This window comes from Roseateles sp. P4_D2 (assembly GCF_056401875.1).
The window spans coordinates 38,711-59,506 of sequence record NZ_JBFUIM010000014.1 but is presented as its reverse complement, the minus strand read 5'-3'; the positions used below and the strand labels follow the sequence as shown (position 1 = coordinate 59,506).

Annotated in this window: 16 protein-coding genes; 14 read left to right on the top strand and 2 right to left on the bottom strand. The window is 67.7% G+C overall.

Annotated features, from left to right (window positions below; genetic code table 11):
• Positions 1-7: 7 nt before the first annotated feature.
• The 9 genes from AC1DW0_RS22875 (at position 8) to AC1DW0_RS22835 (ending at position 15,219) form a co-directional block, all read left to right on the top strand.
• The gene (locus AC1DW0_RS22875) at positions 8-2,959 is read left to right on the top strand and encodes a TonB-dependent receptor (protein ID WP_477948199.1); all 2,952 of its coding nucleotides are present in this window, start codon (positions 8-10) and stop codon (positions 2,957-2,959) included.
• A 61-nt stretch (positions 2,960-3,020) separates the two neighbouring features.
• Positions 3,021-4,442: a glucoamylase family protein gene (locus tag AC1DW0_RS22870; RefSeq protein ID WP_477948197.1), complete on the top strand. Its 1,422-nt coding sequence runs from the start codon at positions 3,021-3,023 to the stop codon at positions 4,440-4,442.
• A 1-nt stretch (position 4,443) separates the two neighbouring features.
• Entirely contained in the window at positions 4,444-5,715 is a 1,272-nt protein-coding gene (locus tag AC1DW0_RS22865; protein ID WP_477948195.1) for a sugar ABC transporter substrate-binding protein, read from the top strand.
• Entirely contained in the window at positions 5,712-6,608 is an 897-nt protein-coding gene (locus AC1DW0_RS22860) for a carbohydrate ABC transporter permease (RefSeq protein ID WP_457351491.1), read from the top strand. Before AC1DW0_RS22865 ends, AC1DW0_RS22860 begins: the two co-directional genes overlap by 4 nt.
• A gap of 89 nt (positions 6,609-6,697) precedes the next feature.
• On the top strand, positions 6,698-7,417 hold the full coding sequence (locus tag AC1DW0_RS22855) for a carbohydrate ABC transporter permease (RefSeq protein ID WP_235531826.1): 720 nt from the start codon (positions 6,698-6,700) through the stop codon (positions 7,415-7,417).
• 688 nt (positions 7,418-8,105) lie between these two features.
• The gene (locus tag AC1DW0_RS22850) at positions 8,106-10,994 is read left to right on the top strand and encodes a glucosidase family protein (protein WP_477948193.1); all 2,889 of its coding nucleotides are present in this window, start codon (positions 8,106-8,108) and stop codon (positions 10,992-10,994) included.
• Positions 10,991-11,710: a carboxylesterase family protein gene (locus AC1DW0_RS22845; RefSeq protein ID WP_477948191.1), complete on the top strand. Its 720-nt coding sequence runs from the start codon at positions 10,991-10,993 to the stop codon at positions 11,708-11,710. The genes AC1DW0_RS22850 and AC1DW0_RS22845 overlap by 4 nt, the downstream gene beginning before the upstream one ends.
• Positions 11,707-14,988, top strand: a complete 3,282-nt coding sequence (locus AC1DW0_RS22840; RefSeq protein ID WP_477948189.1) for a hypothetical protein — start codon at positions 11,707-11,709, stop codon at positions 14,986-14,988. The genes AC1DW0_RS22845 and AC1DW0_RS22840 overlap by 4 nt, the downstream gene beginning before the upstream one ends.
• Before the next feature lie 12 nt (positions 14,989-15,000).
• Positions 15,001-15,219 carry a hypothetical protein gene (locus tag AC1DW0_RS22835; RefSeq protein ID WP_477948187.1) on the top strand — a complete coding sequence of 73 codons (219 nt, stop codon included), beginning with the start codon at positions 15,001-15,003 and terminating at the stop codon, positions 15,217-15,219.
• On the opposite strand, the gene dtd is transcribed toward AC1DW0_RS22835, so the two are convergent.
• Both dtd and AC1DW0_RS22825 read right to left on the bottom strand, forming a co-directional pair.
• The gene (gene dtd / locus AC1DW0_RS22830; protein ID WP_477948185.1) at positions 15,216-15,656 is read right to left on the bottom strand and encodes a D-aminoacyl-tRNA deacylase; all 441 of its coding nucleotides are present in this window, start codon (positions 15,654-15,656) and stop codon (positions 15,216-15,218) included. The two genes, AC1DW0_RS22835 and dtd, sit on opposite strands and share 4 nt — an antisense overlap.
• Positions 15,653-16,546, bottom strand: a complete 894-nt coding sequence (locus AC1DW0_RS22825; RefSeq protein WP_477948183.1) for a cation diffusion facilitator family transporter — start codon at positions 16,544-16,546, stop codon at positions 15,653-15,655. The genes dtd and AC1DW0_RS22825 overlap by 4 nt, the downstream gene beginning before the upstream one ends.
• Before the next feature lie 47 nt (positions 16,547-16,593).
• Between AC1DW0_RS22825 and AC1DW0_RS22820 the strand changes: the two genes are divergently transcribed.
• The 5 genes from AC1DW0_RS22820 (at position 16,594) to slmA (ending at position 20,781) form a co-directional block, all read left to right on the top strand.
• A complete protein-coding gene (locus AC1DW0_RS22820) occupies positions 16,594-17,607 on the top strand; it encodes a dienelactone hydrolase family protein (protein WP_477948181.1) in 1,014 nt (337 codons plus the stop codon).
• Between the two features lie 103 nt (positions 17,608-17,710).
• On the top strand, positions 17,711-18,616 hold the full coding sequence (gene argB / locus AC1DW0_RS22815; protein WP_056192901.1) for an acetylglutamate kinase: 906 nt from the start codon (positions 17,711-17,713) through the stop codon (positions 18,614-18,616).
• A 56-nt stretch (positions 18,617-18,672) separates the two neighbouring features.
• Positions 18,673-19,359 (top strand): pyrimidine 5'-nucleotidase, encoded by a 687-nt coding sequence (locus tag AC1DW0_RS22810; protein ID WP_056192898.1) that lies wholly within the window; start codon positions 18,673-18,675, stop codon positions 19,357-19,359.
• A gap of 77 nt (positions 19,360-19,436) precedes the next feature.
• Complete coding sequence (locus AC1DW0_RS22805) at positions 19,437-20,123, top strand: response regulator (protein ID WP_056192896.1); 687 nt, start codon at positions 19,437-19,439, stop codon at positions 20,121-20,123.
• 28 nt (positions 20,124-20,151) lie between these two features.
• The gene (gene slmA / locus AC1DW0_RS22800; protein WP_056192893.1) at positions 20,152-20,781 is read left to right on the top strand and encodes a nucleoid occlusion factor SlmA; all 630 of its coding nucleotides are present in this window, start codon (positions 20,152-20,154) and stop codon (positions 20,779-20,781) included.
• Positions 20,782-20,796 lie beyond the last annotated feature (15 nt).

The window sequence follows — 20,796 nt, the reverse complement described above, 5'->3', positions numbered from 1 at the left end:
GGACATCATGAGCACCCCGACCCCCCGCACCAAACCCAGGCTTCTCACCCGCCATCTCTGCGCCGCCGGCCTGATCGGCGGGCTGCTGATGGCGGCCCTGCCCGCGCAGGCGCAGAGCGCCAGCGCCACCGTGCGCGGCACCATCACAGCGGCTGGCGCCACGGCGCCGGCAGGCACTGATGTCGTCGCCGTCAACAAGGCCAACGGCAATACCTACCGGACCAAGACCCTGCCCGACGGCAGCTATGTACTCGTCGGCCTGAACCCCGGCAACTACGAGGTCCGGGTGGCCGGTGCTGCCACCGGCAGTGTGGTTACGCTGTCCGTCGGCCAGAACGCGACGCTGGACCTCGGCAGCACGGACGCCAAGCTCGGCACCGTCGTGATCCAGGGCAGCGCGCAGCGCCAGGGCGTCATCGATTCGCAGGTCGGCACCACGGTGTCTAACAAGATGATCGAGGCCATCCCGCAGGCCACGCGCAACTTCCTGTCGGCAGCGGACTTCGCTCCCGGCGTGCGCTTCGACACCGACGCCAGCGGCAATACGCGTCTGCGCGGTGGCTCGCAAAACATTGACGCTGTAAACGTTTTCATCGACGGCGTCGGCCACAAGAACAACATCCTGCGCGGCGGCCTCACCGGTCAGGACACCAGCCAGGGCAACCCCTTCCCGCAGACGGCCATCGCCGAGTACCGCGTGCTGACGCAGAACTACAAGGCCGAGTTCGACCAGGTCTCCAGCGTCGCCATTTCCGCCGTCACCAAGTCCGGCGGCAACGAGACCCATGGCAGCGTCTACGTCAACCGCACCGGGAGCAACTGGACGTCGCTGAGCCCCATCCAGGAGAGGGACAAGGCGAATCACATTGATCCCCCCTCGTACAAGCAGATCGAAGGCGGCTTCAGCATCGGTGGCGCCATCAAGCCCGACACGCTGCACTACTTCGTCGCCTACGACGGCAAGTCCATCGACAAGCCGCGCCAGTTGACTGCGATGAACCTGGAAAAGTACCCCAACAGCCCCGGCATCGTCCCCGCCATCGCTGCGCAGCAGGGCTCGTTCAAGGGCCAGTTCAAGGAGCATCTGCTGTTCGGCAAGCTTTCGGCCGAGATCGATGACCGCCAGCGGCTGGACCTGTCCACCACGCTGCGCAAGGAAACCAGCTACTCGGTCGACGGTGACCGCTTCGCGCCGAGCACGGCCATCAACAACAACAACAACGAGTACCGCGTCGACCTCAGCCACGAATACACCGGTGACACCTGGCTCAACGAGGCGCGCGTCGGCTGGGAAAGCTCGAAGTGGAACCCGCAGTCGGACTCCACCGATCCGCTGGTGCGCTACAAGTACTCGCCCACCAACGCGATCAACAACGTCCAGGACGTCTTCTTTACCGGCGGCTCGCCCAATGCGCAGGACCGCCGCCAGAGCGGCATCTACCTGAAGGACGACCTCAGCTACACGGGCCTTGCCGGCCATGTCATCAAGGGCGGCGTCCAGTTCAAGGCCATGAAGTACGACCTCAGCGGCACCGCCTTCCGTGTGGCGGCGATCGACACCGTGCTGAACACGACGACCGGCCAGCCCTACTTCAACGGTCTCAGTTGCACCGGCACCAACGTCAGCAGCAGCGGGCTGTCCAGCGACCAGTGCAACATCCGCCTGCCCATTCCCACCGCGTCGGCGAACTTCAAGAACAACCAGTACGGCATCTATCTGCAGGACGACTGGAAGGTCAGCAAGCAGCTGGAATTGAACCTCGGTGCGCGCTGGGACTATGAAGACAACATGCTGAACAACAGCTATGTGACGCCAGCCGACCGCATCGCCGCGCTGAACGCGCTGGATGGCCGGACCGTCGATGGCATCACCGCGCCGCCGGGGCAGACCTACGCCCAGACCTTGGCCAAAGGCGGCATCAACATCGCCGACTACATCTCCACCGGTGATTCGCGCAAGCCGTTCAAGAAGGCCCTGGCACCGCGCCTGGGCGCGTCCTACGACGTGTTCAGCAACAAGGCCACGGTGGTCTACGGCGGCTGGGGCCGTAGCTACGACCGCCGCATGGCCAACAACGCGCTGGACGAGCTGCAGAAGAACGCGGCGCCCAACGGCGAGATCTGGCTGATCCGCAACAAGTTCAAGATGCCCTTTGCCGACCAGATGAGCCTGGGCGTGCGCCAGGCCGTGGGTGAATGGAATCTGGACGTCGCGGTGTCGAACATCCACGCGAAGAACCAGTTCTTCTGGTCCAACGGCAACCGTGATCCCAACGGCGGCTTCGGCAACTCCAACAACGTGGACCCGCTGTGGGGCGGCGCCCCGCGCAACTACGGCACCATCGTGCTGGGTGACTTTTCCGGCGAGAACAAGGCGACCAGCATCTTCCTGTCATTGGAGAAGCCCTACACCCAGGCCAGCGGCTGGAGCATGACGGTGGCCTACACCCACACCGACGCGAAGACCACCAACAACGAATGGTCGGATGACATCTTCGACTGGACCTACGGCAAGGCCAATCACGGGTTCCACCCGACCAAGGATGCAGAGAAGAACCGCCTGGTCGTTGGCGGCCTGATCGACAGCCTGCCCTGGGGCATGCAGCTTTCTGGCAAGTTGACCGTGGGTGACGGCCAGCCGCGTCGGGTGGTCGATTGCCATACCGGGTTCAGCGGCCCCACCGGCTGCAGCGCCGTGGCGCGCGGCTCCGACACCTACAAGCAACTCGACCTGGCGCTTTCCAAGAGCTTCAAGGTCTATGGCGGCGACCTGCAGATTCGTGCCGATGTGCTCAACCTGTTCAACACCGCCAACTGGGGCTACTACGACGACTGGGTCGGCGGCCCGTCCACGCCGCCGAAGAACGCCCTCGGTGGCGACAACGACCACTTCGACACCCGCACCGGCGTGCGCGGCTCGATGCGGCAGTTCAAGCTGGGCGTGAGCTACTCGTTCTGATCCTGAAGACCGGAAGCCGGCCGCGCCGAACGCGCGGCCGGCTCCCACAATCACCTCCATCATGAGTTTGCTGACCCGACGCGCCGTCCTGGCCCACGGCGCCGGCCTTGCCCTGGCCGCCAACCTGCCCAGCTGGGCGGAGGCGCCGGCGCAGGCCGCCGACGCCTTCCTCGCCGACCTCGAGCGGCGCACCTTCGACTTCTTCTGGGAGACGACCGATGCCCGCACCGGCCTGGCGCCCGACCGCTGGCCCACCCCTTCATTCGCCAGCATCGCGGCCGTCGGCTTTGCGCTGAGCGCCTATCCCGTCGGCGTGGCGCGCGGCTACATCACGCGAGCGCAGGCCGCCCAGCGCACGTTGACGACGCTGCGCTTCTTCGCCGGCCTGCCCCAAGGCCCGGGCAAGACCGGCGTGGCGGGCCACAAGGGCTTTTTCTATCACTTCCTCGACATGAAGGAGGGCCTGCGCTTCGACCGCTGCGAGCTCTCCACCGTCGATACGGCTCTGCTGCTGATGGGCGCCCTGCATGCCCAGAGCTTCTTTGACGGCGAACATGCCGACGAGGCCGCCATCCGCAAACTGGCGGACGAGCTCTATGGCCGCGTCGACTGGACCTGGGCCCAGGTGCGCCCGCCCTCCATCAGCCACGGCTGGTCGCCGGAGAAGGGCTTCATCCGCAGCGACTGGAAGGGCTACAACGAGGCGATGCTGGTCTATCTGCTGGCACTCGGTTCGCCGACCCATCCGGTCAAGCCCGAGGCCTGGGACGCCTGGACCAGCACCTACGACCAGCAGAGCTGGGGCGATAGCTACGGGCAGACGCTGCTGCGCTTCCCGCCGCTGTTCGGCCACCAGTTCACGCACTGCTGGGTGGACTTCCGCGGTATCCGCGACGCCTACATGCGTGACAAGGGCTTGGACTATTTCGAGAACTCGCGTCGCGCCACCTATGTGCAGCAGGCCTATGCCCAGGACAACCCGCTCGGCTGGCAGGGCTACGGCGGCGAGGTCTGGGGCGTCAGCGCCAGCGACGGCCCGGCCGACATCTCGCTGCAGTACACCACCACCGCCGGCAAGACAGTGAAGCGCCGCTTCATCAGCTATGCCGGCCGCGGCATGGGCCTGCATGACGACGGCACGCTGGCGCCCTATGCGGCTGGCGGCTCCATTGCTTTCGCGCCCGAGATCGTCATCCCGGCGCTGATGGCCATCAAGGAGCGCTACCCGCACACCTGGGGCCGCTACGGCTTCTGGGATGCCTTCAACCCCAGCTTCAACTTCCCCGATGTGCGCCTCACGCATGGCCGCATCGAGCCCGGCAAAGGATGGGTGGACACCGACATGCTGGGCATCGACCAGGGCCCGCTGCTGGCGATGATGGGCAACCACCGCGGCGAGCTGGTGTGGCAGGCGATGCGCAAGAACGCCCACCTCATCAAGGGCTTGAAGCGGGCTGGCTTCACCGGAGGCTGGCTCGGCTGACATGCGCCGCCGTGACCTGCTCAGCGCTTCCGCCGCCGCGGCCCTGACCGGCTGTGCGCGTCACGATGGCACGACGACACTGCGTTTCTGGGCCATGGGCCGCGAGAGCGAGGTCGTGGCTGAGCTGATGCCCGGCTTCGAACGCGAACACCCCGGCGTGCGCGTCAAGGTCGAGCAACTCCCCTGGACGGCCGCGCACGAGAAGCTGCTGACGGCATTCGCTGGCGACGCCACGCCCGATCTGGCCCAGGTCGGCAACACCTGGCTGCCCGAGATGCAGGCCCTGGGCGCGCTGGAGCCGCTGGAGCCTTGGCTGGCGCGCACGCCGGCACTGCAGGCGACGGACTATTTCGAAGGCGTCTGGGCCACCAACCTGGCCGGTGGCCAGCGCGTGGGCCTGCCCTGGTATGTCGACACGCGGCTGATGTTTGTGCGCCAGGATCTGCTGGCCAAGGCCGGCATCAAGGCCATGCCTGTGAGTTGGGATGACTGGCGCGCCGCGCTGGCCCGGCTGCGCGAGCAGGGCATGGACAAACCCATCCTGCTGCCGACCAACGAATCCGCGCCGCTGCTTGCCTTGGCCCTGCAGCAGCCGGGCGAGGTGCTGCGCGACGGCGGCCGCTATGGCAACTTCTCAGGCCCGGGCTTTCGCAAGGCTTTGTCCTTCTACCTGGAGCGCTTCCAGCGCGGCGAGGCGCCCGGCGTCAGCGAGGTGCAGATCGGCAACCTCTGGCAGGAGTTCGGCCGCGGCAACTTCGCCTTCTACATGTCGGGGCCCTGGGACATCGGCGAGTTCAAGCGCCGCCTGCCGGCCGAACTGGCCAATGCCTGGATCACCGCCGAGCTGCCTGGCCCGGACGGCCCCGGCGTCTCCATCGCCGGTGGTGCCAGCCTCGCCATGTTCAAGCGCTCGCGCCACAAGCCCGAAGTCTGGGCGCTGATCAGCTACCTGAGCCGGCCCGACGTGCAGCTCGAGTTCTACCGCCTGACGGGCGACCTGCCGGCGCGGCGCAGTGCCTGGGCCCTGCCTTTGAACGGCGCCACGCTGGCCGAGGACCGCCACGCCGCCGCCTTCCGCCGCCAGCTCGAGCGCGTGCGCGCGGCGCCGGCCGTGCCGGAATGGGAGCGCATCGAGAAGGAGATGCAGCTCGCGGCCACGCGCGCGGTGCATGGCGTCACCGATCTCGACACGACGGTGCGTTCGCTGGATGCCCTCGTCGACGGCATCCTGGAAAAGCGCCGCTGGATGCTGGACCGAAAGACCGCCGCATGAAGCACAGTGGCCGCGAGTCCCTCGCCGCCTGGGCCTTCGCCGCCCCGGCGCTGATCGTCATCGCGCTGTTCTTTGGCGTGCCCGTCTTCGCCGGCCTTGCGTTGAGCCTCACCGATTTCGACATCTATGCGCTGGCCGACCTGCGCAACCTGCGCTGGCAAGGCTGGGACAACTACGTCCACGTGCTGAGCCTGCCGCTGTTCTGGAAGGCCCTGGGCAATACCCTCTACTTCGTCGTGCTCGGCGTGCCGCTTTCGATCGGCGTGTCGCTGGCCGCGGCCGTGCTGCTGCAGTCGAAGCTAGTGCGTTTCAAGCCGCTGCTGCGCACCGCCTTGTTCGCCCCCGTGGTGACTACGCTGGTGGCCGTCGCCGTCATCTGGCGTTATCTCTTCCACGTCAAATACGGTCTGGTGAACTACACGCTGCAGTCCCTGGGCCTGGACCCCGTCGACTGGCTGGGCGACCCGCACTGGTCCATGCCCACCATCATCCTGTTCGCCGCCTGGAAGAACTTTGGCGGCAACATGATCATCTTCATCGCGGCGCTGCAGGCCGTGCCCCACGACCTGTACGAGGCCGCGCGGCTGGACGGCGCGCGCAGCTGGGCCCAGTTCCGCTACATCACGCTGGCCAGCATCGCGCCGACGCTGCTGATGGTCACCATCCTGACAACGGCCGGCTATTTCCAGCTCTTCGCCGAGCCCTATGTGATGACCCAGGGCGGGCCACTGCAGAGCACGGTCAGCGTGCTCTACCTGATGTACGAAGAGGGCTTCAAGTGGTGGAACCTGGGCCTGGCCTCGGCGGTGGCCTTCGTGCTCTTCGTCGTCATTGTGGTGGTCAGCAAGGGCCTGATCGTCGTGCAGCGGCGGCTGACGGGGGAGGGCGCATGAAGCCCAGGACCCTTCTGGTCAATGGCCTGCTGTGGGCCTTTGCGGCGCTGGCGGCCTTCCCGCTGGTGTGGATGGTGTGTGTGTCGCTGATGCCGGCCGGCAGCGCCTCCAGCCTGCCGCCGCCGCTGGTCCCGCACGACCCGACGCTGGTGCACTACCGCCAGTTGCTCGGCGACGGTGGCTTGAAGCGAGCCTTCGTCAACAGCCTGGGGCTGGCCGTGGTGAGCACGTTGATGTCGGTGAGCTTCAATACGCTGGCGGGCTACTCGTTCGCCAAGCTGCGCTTTCGCCACCGCGAGCGGGTGTTCGGGCTGCTGATCGCGGCGCTTGTCATCCCGGGGCAGGTGGCGATGCTGCCGCTGTTCCTGATGCTCAAGGGCATGGGCCTGGTGAACACATGGATGGGCGTGCTGATTCCCAGCATGGCGGGGATCTTTGGCATCTTCCTTGTGCGGCAGTACGCGCGAGGGGTGCCGGATGAATTGCTGGAGGCGGCTCGGTTGGATGGGGCAGGGGAGGGGCGCATCTTCTGGAACATCGTGCTGCCGACGTTGAAGCCGGTGTTGGTGACGCTGGCGGTGTTTGCCTTTTTAGGAAGTTGGAACGACTTCATGTGGCCGTTGATCGTGTTGACGGATGGCGAGATGCACACGCTGCCAGTCGCATTGGCTGCGTTGTCGCGGGAGCATGTGAACGACAGCGAGCTGATGATGGCGGGGGCGGTGATCACCGTGCTGCCGGTGCTGGGGTTGTTTGTGGCGCTGCAGAGGTATTACATGCAGGGGCTGTTGATGGGGAGTGTGAAATGACGGCCCGTTGCAGTGGCTTTGTGCCTATGCCCAGCCGGGAGTTCGCCCCGGCGGGCGACCTTCTTTTTGAGCGACCAAAAAGAAGGCAAAAAGTCGCCCCTGCGAAACCGCCCCTGCGGGGTTCCCTGCGATGCTCTGAACCCGGGGCCGCGCCCAACTCACTTCGCTACGCTGCGTTCAAACAAAGGGGCGCGAAGTCAGAGCTTGAGGCTCGCTGCGCTCGCGCCCCGGGCTCCTGCGCTTCTCGGCGGTTTAGAAGGGGAGTTCTCGAAACAGCCGAACAGCCAACAGCCAAACCCGAAAGCCGTTCGCACCGAGGTGGTTTTCTCCCCCCCTTTGAGCCCGCCGAGGAACGCAAGACCTTGAGGCCGCGCGCGCAGCGCGCCTCAAGAACTGACTCCGCGCAACTGTTTGACCGCAGCGTAGCGAAGGGAGTTTTGCGCGGGGCCTCAAGGGCTGAGTACCGCAGGGCACCCCGCTGCGAAGCAAAGGGGCGGGCGGTTCGGGGGCGACTTCTTTGCCTACTTTCTTGTTCGCACAAGAAAGTAGGTCGCCCGCCGGGGCGAACTCCCGGCATGGGCCTTACCTCTCAACCTGCAGCCGCCAAGCCATGAGAAGGTTTCTCTACGTCTTGCTGACTTGCACCCTACTCGCGTGCCTTGCGTCTCACGCCGCCATCCTCGATGACATGAAGGACGCCACCCGCTGGAAAGCCACCGCCTCCGACCAGGTCAAGGCTACCCTTCGACAAGACTCTCGCGACGACTCCCTCTGCCTCGACTACGACTTTGCCGGCGTGTCGGGCTATGCCGTCCTGCGCCGCGAACTGCCGCTGGACTGGCCGGCCGACTTCGCGCTGACGACCCAGCTCAAGGGCAAGACCACCGGCAACGACGTGCAGATCAAGTTCGTCGACGCCAGCGGCGACAACGTCTGGTGGATCAATCGCCCGGCGCTGACCCTACCCGACACGCTGACCGAGACGCGCTTCAAGCGCCGCCACGTCGCCTTCGCCTGGGGGCCGACCGAGGACCGCGTGCTCAAGCGCAGCCAGTTCATCGAATTTGTCGTCGTCGCCGGCCAGCAAGGCGGCGGGGCAGGCGCCCTGTGCGTCGGCGCCCTGGGCCTGGAGCCGCGCGAGCCCGCGCCCAAAGCCTGGCCGGAGCCGCGTCGCAGGCTGGGTGCCAGCGAGATGACGCTGGACTTCCAGTCCTTGCGCGAGTTCAACGGCCTGTGGTTTGCCAGCGGCGCGGCCATGCGCATCGAGGTCTCCGACGACAACCGGCGCTGGAAGACGCTGTCCACCCAGCCCGGCCGCGCGCTGTTCTTCGGCGAGCAGGAATGGCGCTGGCTGCGCCTGCGTTACGAAGGAAAAAAGCCGCCTGAGGTCGAGTTGCGCGACGCCGCGCAATGGCCGGACCGCAACGCCGCCGTCGCTGAGCTGGCCAAGTCCCTGCCGCGCGGCGAGCTGCCGCGGGCCTTCCTCGGCGAACAGAATTACTGGACCGTCGTCGGCGTGGATGGCGGTGCCCAGCGCTCGGGCCTGGTCAGCGAAGACGGTGCCATCGAGCTGACCCGCGGCGGCCCCAGTATCGAGCCGACCGTGCGCCTGGCTGATGGTCGTCTCGTCACTTGGGCTCAGGTGCGCACGGGGCACAGCCTCATCGAGCACGCCTTGCCCGTCGTGCGGTGGCAGCATGCAGACGTCGAGTTGCGTGTCGAAGCCGGCGCCGACGGCCCGGCCAAGGCGCCGCAGCTGCTGGCCCGCTACACGCTGCGCAACCCGACCAGCAAACCGCAGCGCTATTCGCTGCTGCTGGCATTGCGCCCCTGGCAGGTCAACCCGCCGCAGCAATTCCTGTCGACACAAGGAGGCATCAGTCCTCTGCCCACCGTGGCCTGGGCCGATGGCAAGTTGACTGCTGCCGGCCTGGCCATCCAGCCACGCGAGACGCCGGTCGAAGTGCGCGCCGCATCGTGGAGCGCCGGCCCCGGCTTCGCCACGCTGCTGCAGGCGCCGCCCCTCACGCAACTGGCGGACGCCGAGCTACTGCCCTCCGCGCTGATGCGCTTCGACATCGAACTCGCACCGGGCGAGGCACGCAGCCTGGGCTGGGTGACGGGCGGTGATGCGGGGGCCCTCGACACCCGCCTGGCCGTCGCCGCCGCGCAATGGCGCGACCGCCTCGGCGTGCTGGAACTGAACCTGCCGCCCCAGGCCCAGCCCATCGCCGACACCATGCGCAGCGCGCTGGCGCAGATCCTCGTGTCCCGCGACGGCCCCGCACTGCGCCCCGGCACGCGCTCCTATGCCCGCTCGTGGGTGCGCGATGGCGCCATGATGGTGGCCGGCCTCGTGCGCATGGGTGAGGCCCAGGCCGCGCGCGAGTTCGTCGACTGGTATGGCGGCTATATCTTCGAGTCGGGCAAGGTGCCCTGCTGCGTCGACCAGCGCGGCGCCGACCCCGTCGTCGAGAACGACAGCCACGGCCAATACCTGTTTGCCGTCGCCGAGCTCTGGCGTCACACCCAGGATCGCGCGCTGCTGGAGCGCCACTGGCCCAAGGTGCAGCGCGTCGTGGCGTGGATGGAGGCCCTGCGCCAGAGTGAACGCAAGCCGGGTGCCGACCCGCGCTTCAAGGGGCTGATGCCGCCGTCCATCAGCCACGAGGGCTACAGCGACAAGCCGGCCTATTCCTATTGGGACGACTTCTGGGCCTTGCGCGGCTACAAGGATGCGGTGCAGATCGCCCAGGCCCTGGGCGACACGAGCAACGCCGTGCGCTGGGCCGTGTCACGCGACGAGTTCGAGGCCGACCTGAGTGCTTCCATCGTCGCGACCGCGAAGCACTACCAGCTGAACCACATCGCCGGCGCCGCCGACCGCGGCGACTTCGACGCGACGTCGACGACCATGGCCCTCAACCCGGCCCAGGCCGACAAGCTGCCACCCGAGCTGTTGCGCGGCACCTTCGACCGCTATGTGTCGGAAGCCGAGGCCCGCATCACGGGTCGCAAGGCCTGGGCGGACTACACGCCCTACGAACTGCGCAATGTCAGCGCCCTGGTGCGCCTGGGTCGGGTGGATGAAGCGCACCGGCTGCTGGCCTGGTTCTTCACGCACCAGCGCCCGATGGGCTGGAACCAGTGGGCCGAGGTGGTGCGGCCCGATGCGCGCGAGGCCCGCTTCCTGGGCGACATGCCGCATGCCTGGATCTCGTCCGACTACCTGCGCGCGGCCCTGGACCTGCTGGCCTACGAGCGCAAAGCCACCGGCAGCCTCGTGCTCGGCGCTGGCCTTTCGCCCGCCTGGCGCATGGCGGGCGACATCGGCGTGGCCGGCCTGTCCACGGCCTGGGGGCGGCTGGACTATCGCTTGCTCAAACGCGCCGATGGCGGCTGGACGCTGCATATCGACCGCCGGCCCGAACGACTGCCTGGTGATTTGCGCCTGGCCTGGCCGGGTACGGAGCGGTTGCCGCGCGCTAACGTCGAGACTCAGGGCCTGAGCTGGCAGGATCGCGAACTGCCCCTGCCCGCCAACGCCACCACCATCCAGCTGGAGCCCACGCCATGACGATGAACCGCCGCCAGTTGCTGTTGACGACGCCGGCTCTGCTCAGCGCCTGCGCGGCCTTGCCGCCCACGCCTGCCGGCCTGGCCGCCGGCGAGCAGCGCGCCTGGGAGCCCGAAGGCCAGCGCTTCTGGATCTGGCTGCCGCGCGAATACAGCCAACGCACCGAAGCCTGGCCGCTGGTTGTCTTTCTGCACGGCTCGGGCGAGCGTGGCACCGACCTGGAGAAGGTCAAGGTCCACGGCCCGCCCAAGCTGGTCGCCGTCGGCGCCGACTATCCGTGCATCGTTGTCAGCCCGCAGCTCGAGGACAACCTGCGTTGGGACCCCGAGCGATTGCACAAGCTGCTCGGCGCCCTCAAGGCCAGGCTCAATATCGATCCGCAGCGCTGCGTCGGTACCGGCCTGTCCCTCGGCGGCTTCGGCGTGTGGCACTGGGCCACGGCCTTCCCGCGCGACCTCGCGGCCATCGCACCTGTCTGCGGCTTTGGCGACCCGGCCAAGGTGTCCGCCATGCGCGGCGTGCCGGTGCGCGGCTATCACGGCGAGCAGGACCAAGTCGTGCCGTTGGCGCCGCACATCGCCTGTGTCGAGGCGCTGCGCGCGGCCGGTGGCACTGCATCACTGACCATCTACCCCGGTGTCGGCCACGACTCCTGGACGCCGGCCTATCAAGATCCTGGACTGCTGCCCTGGCTGTTGGCGCAGCGACAAACATGACCGTTCACTCCCTTGGCAACAAAGTCGGCCTTGAGGCCGAGCTGCTGTCCCATGGCGCGCTGCGCCGCCTGATGTTCGGGCCGGCGCTGATGCTCAACCTCTTCCCCGGCAACGAGCTGGAAGGCGGGCCGGCCAATGTCTGGCTGCGCCGGCGCGATGCGGGCGGCAATTGGCGCATCGCAGCGCTGCTGGGGCCGCTCTCGCCGCTGAGCGCGCACACCGACGAAGGTGCCTTCGAGATGCGCGGTGAGTGGGACGGCCTGGCCCTGCGCCTGCAACTGCGCCTGGCCGCAGATGAGCCCGTGCTGTTCTGGCATCTGCAGGCCGCGAACGTTAGCGACACCGCCTGCGAGATCGCACCCGTGCTGGTGCAGGACGTGGGCCTGGCCGACTATGGCGCCGCGCGCACCAACGAGTTCTATGTCAGCCACTACATCGACCTGCAGCCGCTGCAGCACCCCGGCCACGGCGTGCTGCTGGCCGCACGCCAGAACCAGGCGCAGGGCGGCAAGCACCCCTGGCTGCTGGCCGGCTCGTTGCGCCGCGCGGAGAGTTTTGCGACCGATGCCAGCCAGGTCTGGGGCCATGCCGCGCGTGAGGGCGCCTTGCCGCCAGGGCTGTTGAGCGGCCTGCCGGGTCAGCGCCTGCAGCACGAGCACGCCCTGGTCGGGTTGCAGGACGAGGCCCTGCCGATCGCGCCCGGTGAGCGCGCGGCGGCGGGCTTTTTCCTGGCGCTGCAAGCCCATCATCCCGGGGCCAGCAGCGACGCCGACCTGGCCCGGCTGCCCACGCTGCTGGCGCTGCCCGAGGCCCAGCCATCCAACATGCTGGACGCACCGGGCCTCTTGCCGGCGCCCAGCCTGTTCGCCAGCGCATCGATGCTGGCCAGCCGGGACTTCAGCGACGAGGACCTGGCCGCCTACATCCCCGGCGAGCGTCGCCATGAGGAATGGCAGGGCAACCAGCGCTTGAGTTTCTTCACCGGCGAGGCGACCCACGTCGTGTTGCGCGCCAAGGAACTGCTGGTGCGGCGGCCCCACGGCCACATCCTGCGCAGCGGCGACCATCTCGTGCCTGACGAAGGCGCGCTGACTTCCACCTGCTGGATGGGCGGTGTCTTCCATTCCATGCTGACCCAGGGCCATGTCAGCATCAACCGCCTGCTGTCCACGCAGCGCAGCCTGCTCGGCCTGTTCTGCACGGCCGGCCTGCGGTTGTTCGTGCAGCCACAGGTGAGCGACTGGCTGCTGCTCGGCCTGCCGTCGGCTTTCGAGATCCAGCCGCAGCGTTGCCGCTGGCTCTATGCCTTTGATACCAGCGTCATCGAGGTCGTCGCGTCGGCCGGCGCCACGCCGGATGCGATGGCGCTGAGCGTGCGCATGCTCAAGGGCCGGGCGCTGCGCCTGCGCGCCAGCCTCAATCTGGCCGTGGGCGGTGACGATGGCGCCGCGCCATTCAAGCCCGTGTGGGAGCACAGTGGCAGCCGGCTGCGCATCACGCCGCCCGAAGGCAGCGAGCTGGCGGAACGCTTTCCCGGTGGCGGCCTCGTCATCGACGCGCCGGGCCTGGCCATCGTGGGCGACGACGGCCGGCTGTTCGACGACGGTGTCAGCCGCGGCGAGCCGCTGGTCTGCCTCGACTTCTCGCCCGCCCAGGCCTTCTTGCTGACGCTGCGCGGCGAGCTGCTCGAGACCGTGCCGCCGGCCGCCCAGCCCCTCGCGCTGCCGCAGTGGCAGCACCCGGCCCTGGCACAGTTGAGCGACATCCTGCCCTGGTATGCCCACAACGCCCTGGTGCACTACCTGTCGCCGCGCGGTCTGGAACAGTATTCGGGCGGCGGTTGGGGCACGCGCGATGTCTGCCAGGGGCCGCTGGAAATGCTGCTGGCCCTGGGCCAGACCGCACCGGTGCGCGATCTGCTGCTGCGTGTCTTCAGCAACCAGAACCCGGATGGCGATTGGCCGCAGTGGTTCATGTTCTTCGAGCGCGAGGCCAAGATCCGTGCCGGCGACTCGCATGGCGACATCGTCTTCTGGCCGCTGCTGGGCCTGGCGCAATACCTCATCGCCAGCGGCGACGCCGGCCTGCTCGACGAGGTGCTGCCCTTCCATGGCGGCGAGCCGGCCCCGCTGGCGGCGCATGTGGAGCGGGCGCTGGCGCTGATCCGCCAGCGCGTCGTACCCGGCACGGGGCTGGCCGCCTACTGGCATGGCGACTGGAACGACTCGCTGCAGCCGGCTGACCCGGCGCTGCGCGAGCGCCTGTGCAGCGCCTGGACCGTGACGCTGCACCACCAGATGCTGCACACGCTGGCGACGGCCTTCACGCAGATCGGCCGAGGCCATGACGCCGCCGCGCTGACCGCCGAGGCCATGGGCGTGCGCGCCGAGTTCCAGCGCCTGCTGGTGCAGGACGATGTCGTCGCCGGCTACGCCCTCTTTCCCGAGCAGGGCGAGCGTGAGCTGTGGATCCACCCGCAGGACACCCGCACCGGCCTGCGCTACAGCCTGCTGCCGATGATGCATGCCGTCATCGACGAGCTCTTCACCCCTGAACAGGCCGCCATCCAGGCCGCGCTGATCGAGCAGCATCTGAAGGGCCCCGATGGTGCCCGCCTGTTCGACGCGCCGCTGCCCTATCGCGGCGGCCCGTCGCAGCTGTTCCAGCGCGCCGAGACCAGCACCTTCTTCGGCCGCGAGATCGGCATCATGTACATGCACGCCCATCTGCGCTATGCCCAGATGCTGGCCCATCTCGGTCACGCCGAAGCCTTCCTGCAGGCGCTCGCGCTGGCCCACCCGATTGCACTGACCGACCGCGTGCCCAGCGCGAGCCGCCGCCAGGCCAATTGCTATTACTCCAGCTCCGACGCTGCCTTCGCCGACCGCTACGAGGCGCAAGCTCACTACGGCCGCGCGTTGGTGGGTGAGGTGGCGCTGGACGGTGGCTGGCGCATCTATTCCAGCGGCCCGGGCATCGCGCTGGGTCTGGTCATCAACTCGCTGCTCGGCCTGAGGCTGGAGCAGGGCGCCCTCGTCGTCGATCCCGTCATGCCGCCGTTGCTGGACGGGCTCACCGTGCAGCTGGTGCTGGCGGACTTGCGCTTCGAGCTGACCTACCGCGTCGGCTCGCGCGGATATGGTGTGGAGCGAGTGCGGGACGAGGCGGGTGCCGAGCTGCCGGCCATGCGGCGCGCGAACGCCTACCGCATGGCTGGACTGGCGCTGGCGCGGCCTGTGCCAGGCAGCCTGTCGCGGCTGACGATAGAGATCGGGTAGGAGATCCTCGTGGTGAAGATCCTTGCGAAGTTCTGGCTCTTGCGCTTCCTGCAGGTGTTCGTGCTGGCATGCGCCGTGCTGGGCGGCATCGAAGCCCTGCAGCATGGCGGACAGGAGGCGTCCTACCGGTCCGTGCTGACTTGGGCGGCGCTCACGGCGTTGATGACGGCGACGGTCTCGGCCTGGTGGGCCTACAAGCGCCAGTGCAAACTCGTCTTCAAGGACCCCTAAACCATCCGTATCGGGATGGTGACGGGGCCGTCGTTGATGAGGTGGACCTGCATGTCGGCACCGAACTCGCCATTGGCGACGACAGCGTGCTGGCTTCGTGCAAACGCCAGCGCATGCTCGTAGAGCCGGCGCCCCTGCTCGGCGGGCGCGGCGCCCGTGAAGCTCGGCCGGTTGCCGGCACTCGTGTCGGCCGCCAGCGTGAACTGGCTGACGATGAGCAGGCCGCCGGCCACGTCCTGCAGGCTGCGGTTCATCTTGCCGGCGTCGTCGCTGAAGACGCGCAGCTTCAGCACCTTGGTGATCAGCTTTTCGGCGGTCACCTCGCTGTCGGTGGGTTCGGCGCAGACCAGCATCAGAAAGCCGTGGCCGATGGCGCCGACGACCGCGCCGCCCACCTCCACGCGTGCCTCGCGCACCCTTTGCAATACCGCGATCACACCAGGTCCTCCTCGTCCATGTTGTGCGCCTCGACGTCCATGGGCAGCAGCTGGATGCTGGCGCGCAGCCCGGGCACGGCACTCATCAGCGCCTGCTCGACATCCACGCGCAGCGCCGCGGCGCGGCCCAGCGTCCAGCTGGCCGGCATGTGCATGTGCAGGTCGATGAAGCGACGCTGGCCGGCCACGCGGCTGGCGATGTGGTCGAAGCGGATGGCGTGCGGATGGATAAAGCCGTCCAGCACCGCCGTCACCTGAGTCATGGATTCGGCGTCCAGGGCCTGGTCCATCAGGCCACCGGTGGACTCGCGCATCAGATGCACGCCTTCGCGCAGGATGTTCAGCGCCACGATGACGGCCAGCAACGGGTCCAGCCATTGCCAGCCAGTGGCCATGACACCCAGCAGCCCGGCCACGACACCGGCCGAGGTCCAGACGTCGGTGATCAGGTGGCGCGCATCGCCCTCCAGTGCCACCGAGCGCACCTCGCGCGCCTTGCGCAGCATGGCCCAGGCCATGGCACCGTTCAATGCCGAGCTGACGACGGCCAGCGTGACGCCGACGCCGATGGCTTCCAAGGCCTGGGGGTGTTGCCAGCGGTCCGCAGCGCCCCACAGGATGCCCAGGCCGGCCGCGATGATGAGGATGCCCTCGAAGCCGCTGGAGAAGTATTCGGCCTTGTGGTGACCATAGGGGTGGCCCTCGTCGGGGGGCTGGGCCGCGAGGGTCACCATGGCCAGGGCGAACACGGCGCCGGCCAGGTTGACGAGGGACTCCAACGCGTCGGCCGCCAGGCTGACCGAGCCGGTCCACCACCACGCGGCGGTCTTCAGCGCAATGGTCACGAGGGCGACTGCGACCGAGAGCTTGAGATAGGCGCTGGCTTGCATGGCGGCATTGTCAGTGGCGCGCAGCAGGCCCCCGCAGAATGGGTGCCATGATGAATGCCGCTTTGATACGCGTTGCGGCCAGCCTGCTGGCCATGCTGTTGCTGGCGTTGCCGTTCGCGACGCCGGCCCAGGACCTGAAACCCGATACGCAGGGGCGCATCGACTTCGACAGCTTCACGCCCAAGACCATGTTCGACCTCGCCCGCGAGCGCCGCCAGAACTGGGCGGCGCAGCGCGTCTGGGGCGAACTGAGCCTGCCCAGGGGCGCCGGCGACAAAGTCCCGGCCATGGTGCTGATGCATGGCAGCGCCGGCGTGGAGGGCAGCATGTCGCAATGGGTCGACGCCTTGAACGACATCGGCGTCGCTACCTTCGTCGTCCACGTCTTTGAGGCGCGCGGCGTCAAGCGCACGGCGGAGAACCAGACGCTTGTTCCCTACTCGGCCGACCTGATGGACGCCTTCCAGGCGCTGATGCTGCTCGCCGGTCATCCGCGCATCGATGCTTCCCGTATCGGCATCATGGGCTTCTCGCGCGGCGGAAGCGTGGCCTTCCAGACCGCCATCGAACCGCTGCGCCGTGCCGTGGTGAAGAGTGAACTGAGCTTCGCCCTGCACATCCCGGTGTACGCGGGATGCAACCAGGTCTACTGGTCGCCGCGAGTGACGAAGGCGCCGCTGCTCAACCTCGTCGGCGCTGAAGACGACTACGCCACGGCGCGGCCCTGCGAGCAGTTGGCCGAGCGCTACGCCGAGGCGGGCACGCCGGCTCGCACCATCAACTACGCCGGGGCGCCGCATTCCTGGGACGCCATGTACCAGCCCTTCCTGCTGGAGGGGGCCACGTCGGCAGCGCCCTGCGGCGTGCTGCGCTGGGACATCGAGGCGTGGAAGATCACGGCCGAGCGCACCGGCGCGACCATCGACGCGGCGAGGCTTGGGGAGTTCTTCGACAGCTGCGTCATCCGGGGCGTGCATGTCGGGCGCAACGAATCGGCCTTCCGGCAATCGCGAGCGGATGTGAAGGCCTTCGTGCGGCAGGTGTTTTTCGCCGGCAAGTGACCCGCGGGCATGCGCCGGATGCATCCTCAAGCTGGCGGGTCGTGGGAGCGACCGCCATGGCGGCGTCCCTAGAATCCGCCTGCTGCTTTCCGGAGTCCGCCGCATGACCACCCCCCATACCACCGACGTCTCCCACATCGCCCCGCGCGAGAAGGCCGAGATCCTTTCCCAGGCCCTGCCCTACATCCGCAAGTTCCACGGCAAGACCATCGTCATCAAGTACGGCGGCAATGCCATGACCGACCCGGCCCTGCAGCAGGACTTCGCCGAGGACGTGGTGCTGCTCAAGCTCGTCGGCCTGAACCCCATCGTCGTGCACGGTGGCGGGCCGCAGATCGAAGGCGCCTTGAGCCGCCTGGGCAAGAAGGGCGAGTTCGTGCAGGGCATGCGCGTCACCGACGAGGAAACCATGGAGGTCGTCGAGTGGGTGCTGGCCGGCCAGGTGCAGCAGGACATCGTCGGCCTCATCAATGCCGCCGGCGGCAAGGCCGTGGGCCTCACGGGCCGCGACGGCGGCATGATCCGCGCGAAGAAGCTCAAGATGATGGACAAGGACGACCCGGCCAAGGAGCACGACGTCGGCCAGGTCGGCGACATCGTCGCCATCGACCCCAGCGTCGTGAAGGCCCTGCAGGACGACCAGTTCATCCCCGTCGTCAGCCCCATCGGCTTTGGCGAGCACAACGAGAGCTACAACATCAACGCCGACGTCGTCGCCGCCAAGCTGGCCACGGTGCTGCAGGCCGAGAAGCTGCTGATGCTGACCAACATCCGCGGCGTGCTGGACAAGAACGGCGAGCTGCTGACCGAGCTGACGCCGCGCCGCATCGACGAGCTGGTGGCCGACGGCACCATCAGTGGCGGCATGATCCCCAAGATCGCCGGCGCCATTGACGCGGCCAAGAGCGGTGTCAATGCCGTGCACATCATCGACGGCCGCGTGCCGCACGCCATGCTGCTGGAAATACTGACCGATCAGGCCTACGGCACGATGATTTCGTCTCGATGAGACGGAATGCTCGTTCCGCGTCTGAGCCGAAGGCGAGGACTTGCGATGATCAGTGGGTGACGAAATCTCGCGACCCGGTCTGGCTGTTCGACCTCGACGACACCCTGCACAACGCTTCGCATCGGGCGTTCACCGAGCTGAATGCGTCGATGGCGGCCTATATGGTCACCTACCTCGGCCTGACGGAAGAGCAGGCCGCCGCTCTGCGCAACCGCTACTGGCAGCGCTATGGCGCAACGCTGACGGGGCTGCAGCGCCACCATGGCGTGAAGCCGGCGCATTTCCTCAGCGAGACCCATCGCCTGCCCGGGCTGGAGGCCCATCTGCATGGCCACGGCCATGACCTGGCCGCGCTGCGCCGCCTGCCGGGGCGCAAGCTGCTGATGACCAATGCGCCGCGCAGCTATGCCGAGCGCGTGCTGGCGGCCATCGGGCTGTCCGGCGTCTTCGAGCGCCTGATCTGCGTCGAGGACATGATCATCTTCGGCCACTCCCGCCCCAAGCCCGATACGCGCATGTTCCGTATCGTGCTGGCACGCCTGAAGCTGAAGCCGGAACGCTGCATCCTCGTTGAAGACACGCTGATCCACCAGAAATCGGCCCGCAGCCTGGGGCTGCGCACCGTCTGGATGCAGCGCTGGCTGCGCAAGGCGGCCGATGGCCGGCGCCTGCAGCACCGCCCGGCCTACGTGACCCAGCGGGTGCGTTCCCTGGCCGCCTTGTTACGCTACCCCCTGTTCTGAAGGAAGACGCTCATGGATGAGGGGGTATCCTCACCTGACAATGCGGCTTCCGCGCGTTTGGAAAGTCCACAGAGTCCATGTCCCCGTTCTCGGTCCTGATCGTCGAAGACCAAGCCCGCTTCCGCGAGGCTTTCACTCACGCTCTGGGCAGCGTGCCCGACATCGAGCTGCTGGGCATCGCGCCCGACCTGCCCCAGGGCCGGCGCATGTTCGATCAGTTGCAGCCCGACGTCCTGCTCGTTGACCTGGACTTGCCTGGCGGCAGCGGCATCGAGCTGATCCGCCATGCGGCCCAGACCCGGCCGCAGTGCGAGGTCATGGTCATTTCCGTCTTCGGCGATGAGCAGCATGTGGTCGCCAGCATCGAGGCTGGCGCCACCGGCTATCTGCTGAAAGACAGCCTGGCGCTGGACCTGCCCGGCCAGCTGCGCTCTCTGCGCGCCGGCGGCAGCCCCATCAGCCCCGTCATCGCCCGCCGCCTGCTGGTGCGTCTGGCCCCCGGGTCGCAGAACTCGACCGGCCCCTCGCCGGAGGCCATGGCCGCGACGATGGCCGACGAGGAAGTTGTCGCCCTGTCCGAGCAGGAATCGCGCGTGCTGCACCTGGCGGCCAAGGGCTTCACCTTCGATGAGATCGCGCAGTTCATGCAGGTCTCGCCGCACACGGTGATGACCTACGTCAAGCGGGTCTACCGCAAGCTGCACGTGCGCTCCAAAGTGGAAGCGATCTACGAAGCTCGCCGCCTGGGCTGGCTGCGCGACTAGGGCTGTAACAGGCCCTAACATCGCCGGCATGGACGCCGACCAGCCCGCCGCCGACAGCCCCGCTGCCAACCCCAAGAAGCGCCCCAAGCCCGGCGAGCGCCGCACGCAGATCCTGCAGGTGCTGGCCGGCATGCTGGAGCAGCCGGGCGCCGACCGAATCACGACGGCGGCGCTGGCAGCCAAGCTCGACGTCAGCGAGGCGGCCCTGTACCGCCACTTCGCCAGCAAGGCGCAGATGTTCGAGGCGCTGATCGATTTCATCGAGAGCAGCGTCTTCGGCCTGGTCAACCAGATCGCCGACTCGCCGCATCCCCTGCCGCCGCCTGGCAAGGCCGCGCGCATCGCCAGCGTCATCCTGCAGTTCGGCGAAAAGAATCCCGGCATGGCTCGGGTGATGGTGGGCGACGCCCTGGTCTACGAGAACGAGCGGCTGGTGGCCCGCATGAACCAGTTCTTCGACCGCATCGAATCCTCGCTGCGCCAGGTACTGCGCGCCGCAGCCGAGGCGCAGGGTTCACTGACGCCGACCGTGCAGGCCAATGCTCAGGCCTCGGTCTGGGTCAGCTTCATCATTGGCCGGCTGCAGCGCTATGCCCGCTCGGGCTTCAAGCGGCTGCCGACGGAGCAGCTCGAAGCCTCGCTCAAGGCGATCGCCTGAGCCTGCCCGCCTAAA

Coding starts and splice junctions, on each gene's coding strand:
- AC1DW0_RS22875 (WP_477948199.1), top strand. CDS start 8: ATGAGCACCCCGACCCCCCGCACCAAACCCAGGCTTCTCACCCGCCAT.
- AC1DW0_RS22870 (WP_477948197.1), top strand. CDS start 3,021: ATGAGTTTGCTGACCCGACGCGCCGTCCTGGCCCACGGCGCCGGCCTT.
- AC1DW0_RS22865 (WP_477948195.1), top strand. CDS start 4,444: ATGCGCCGCCGTGACCTGCTCAGCGCTTCCGCCGCCGCGGCCCTGACC.
- AC1DW0_RS22860 (WP_457351491.1), top strand. CDS start 5,712: ATGAAGCACAGTGGCCGCGAGTCCCTCGCCGCCTGGGCCTTCGCCGCC.
- AC1DW0_RS22855 (WP_235531826.1), top strand. CDS start 6,698: ATGCCGGCCGGCAGCGCCTCCAGCCTGCCGCCGCCGCTGGTCCCGCAC.
- AC1DW0_RS22850 (WP_477948193.1), top strand. CDS start 8,106: ATGAAGGACGCCACCCGCTGGAAAGCCACCGCCTCCGACCAGGTCAAG.
- AC1DW0_RS22845 (WP_477948191.1), top strand. CDS start 10,991: ATGACGATGAACCGCCGCCAGTTGCTGTTGACGACGCCGGCTCTGCTC.
- AC1DW0_RS22840 (WP_477948189.1), top strand. CDS start 11,707: ATGACCGTTCACTCCCTTGGCAACAAAGTCGGCCTTGAGGCCGAGCTG.
- AC1DW0_RS22825 (WP_477948183.1), bottom strand. CDS start 16,546: ATGCAAGCCAGCGCCTATCTCAAGCTCTCGGTCGCAGTCGCCCTCGTG.
- AC1DW0_RS22820 (WP_477948181.1), top strand. CDS start 16,594: ATGATGAATGCCGCTTTGATACGCGTTGCGGCCAGCCTGCTGGCCATG.
- argB (WP_056192901.1), top strand. CDS start 17,711: ATGACCACCCCCCATACCACCGACGTCTCCCACATCGCCCCGCGCGAG.
- AC1DW0_RS22805 (WP_056192896.1), top strand. CDS start 19,437: ATGTCCCCGTTCTCGGTCCTGATCGTCGAAGACCAAGCCCGCTTCCGC.
- slmA (WP_056192893.1), top strand. CDS start 20,152: ATGGACGCCGACCAGCCCGCCGCCGACAGCCCCGCTGCCAACCCCAAG.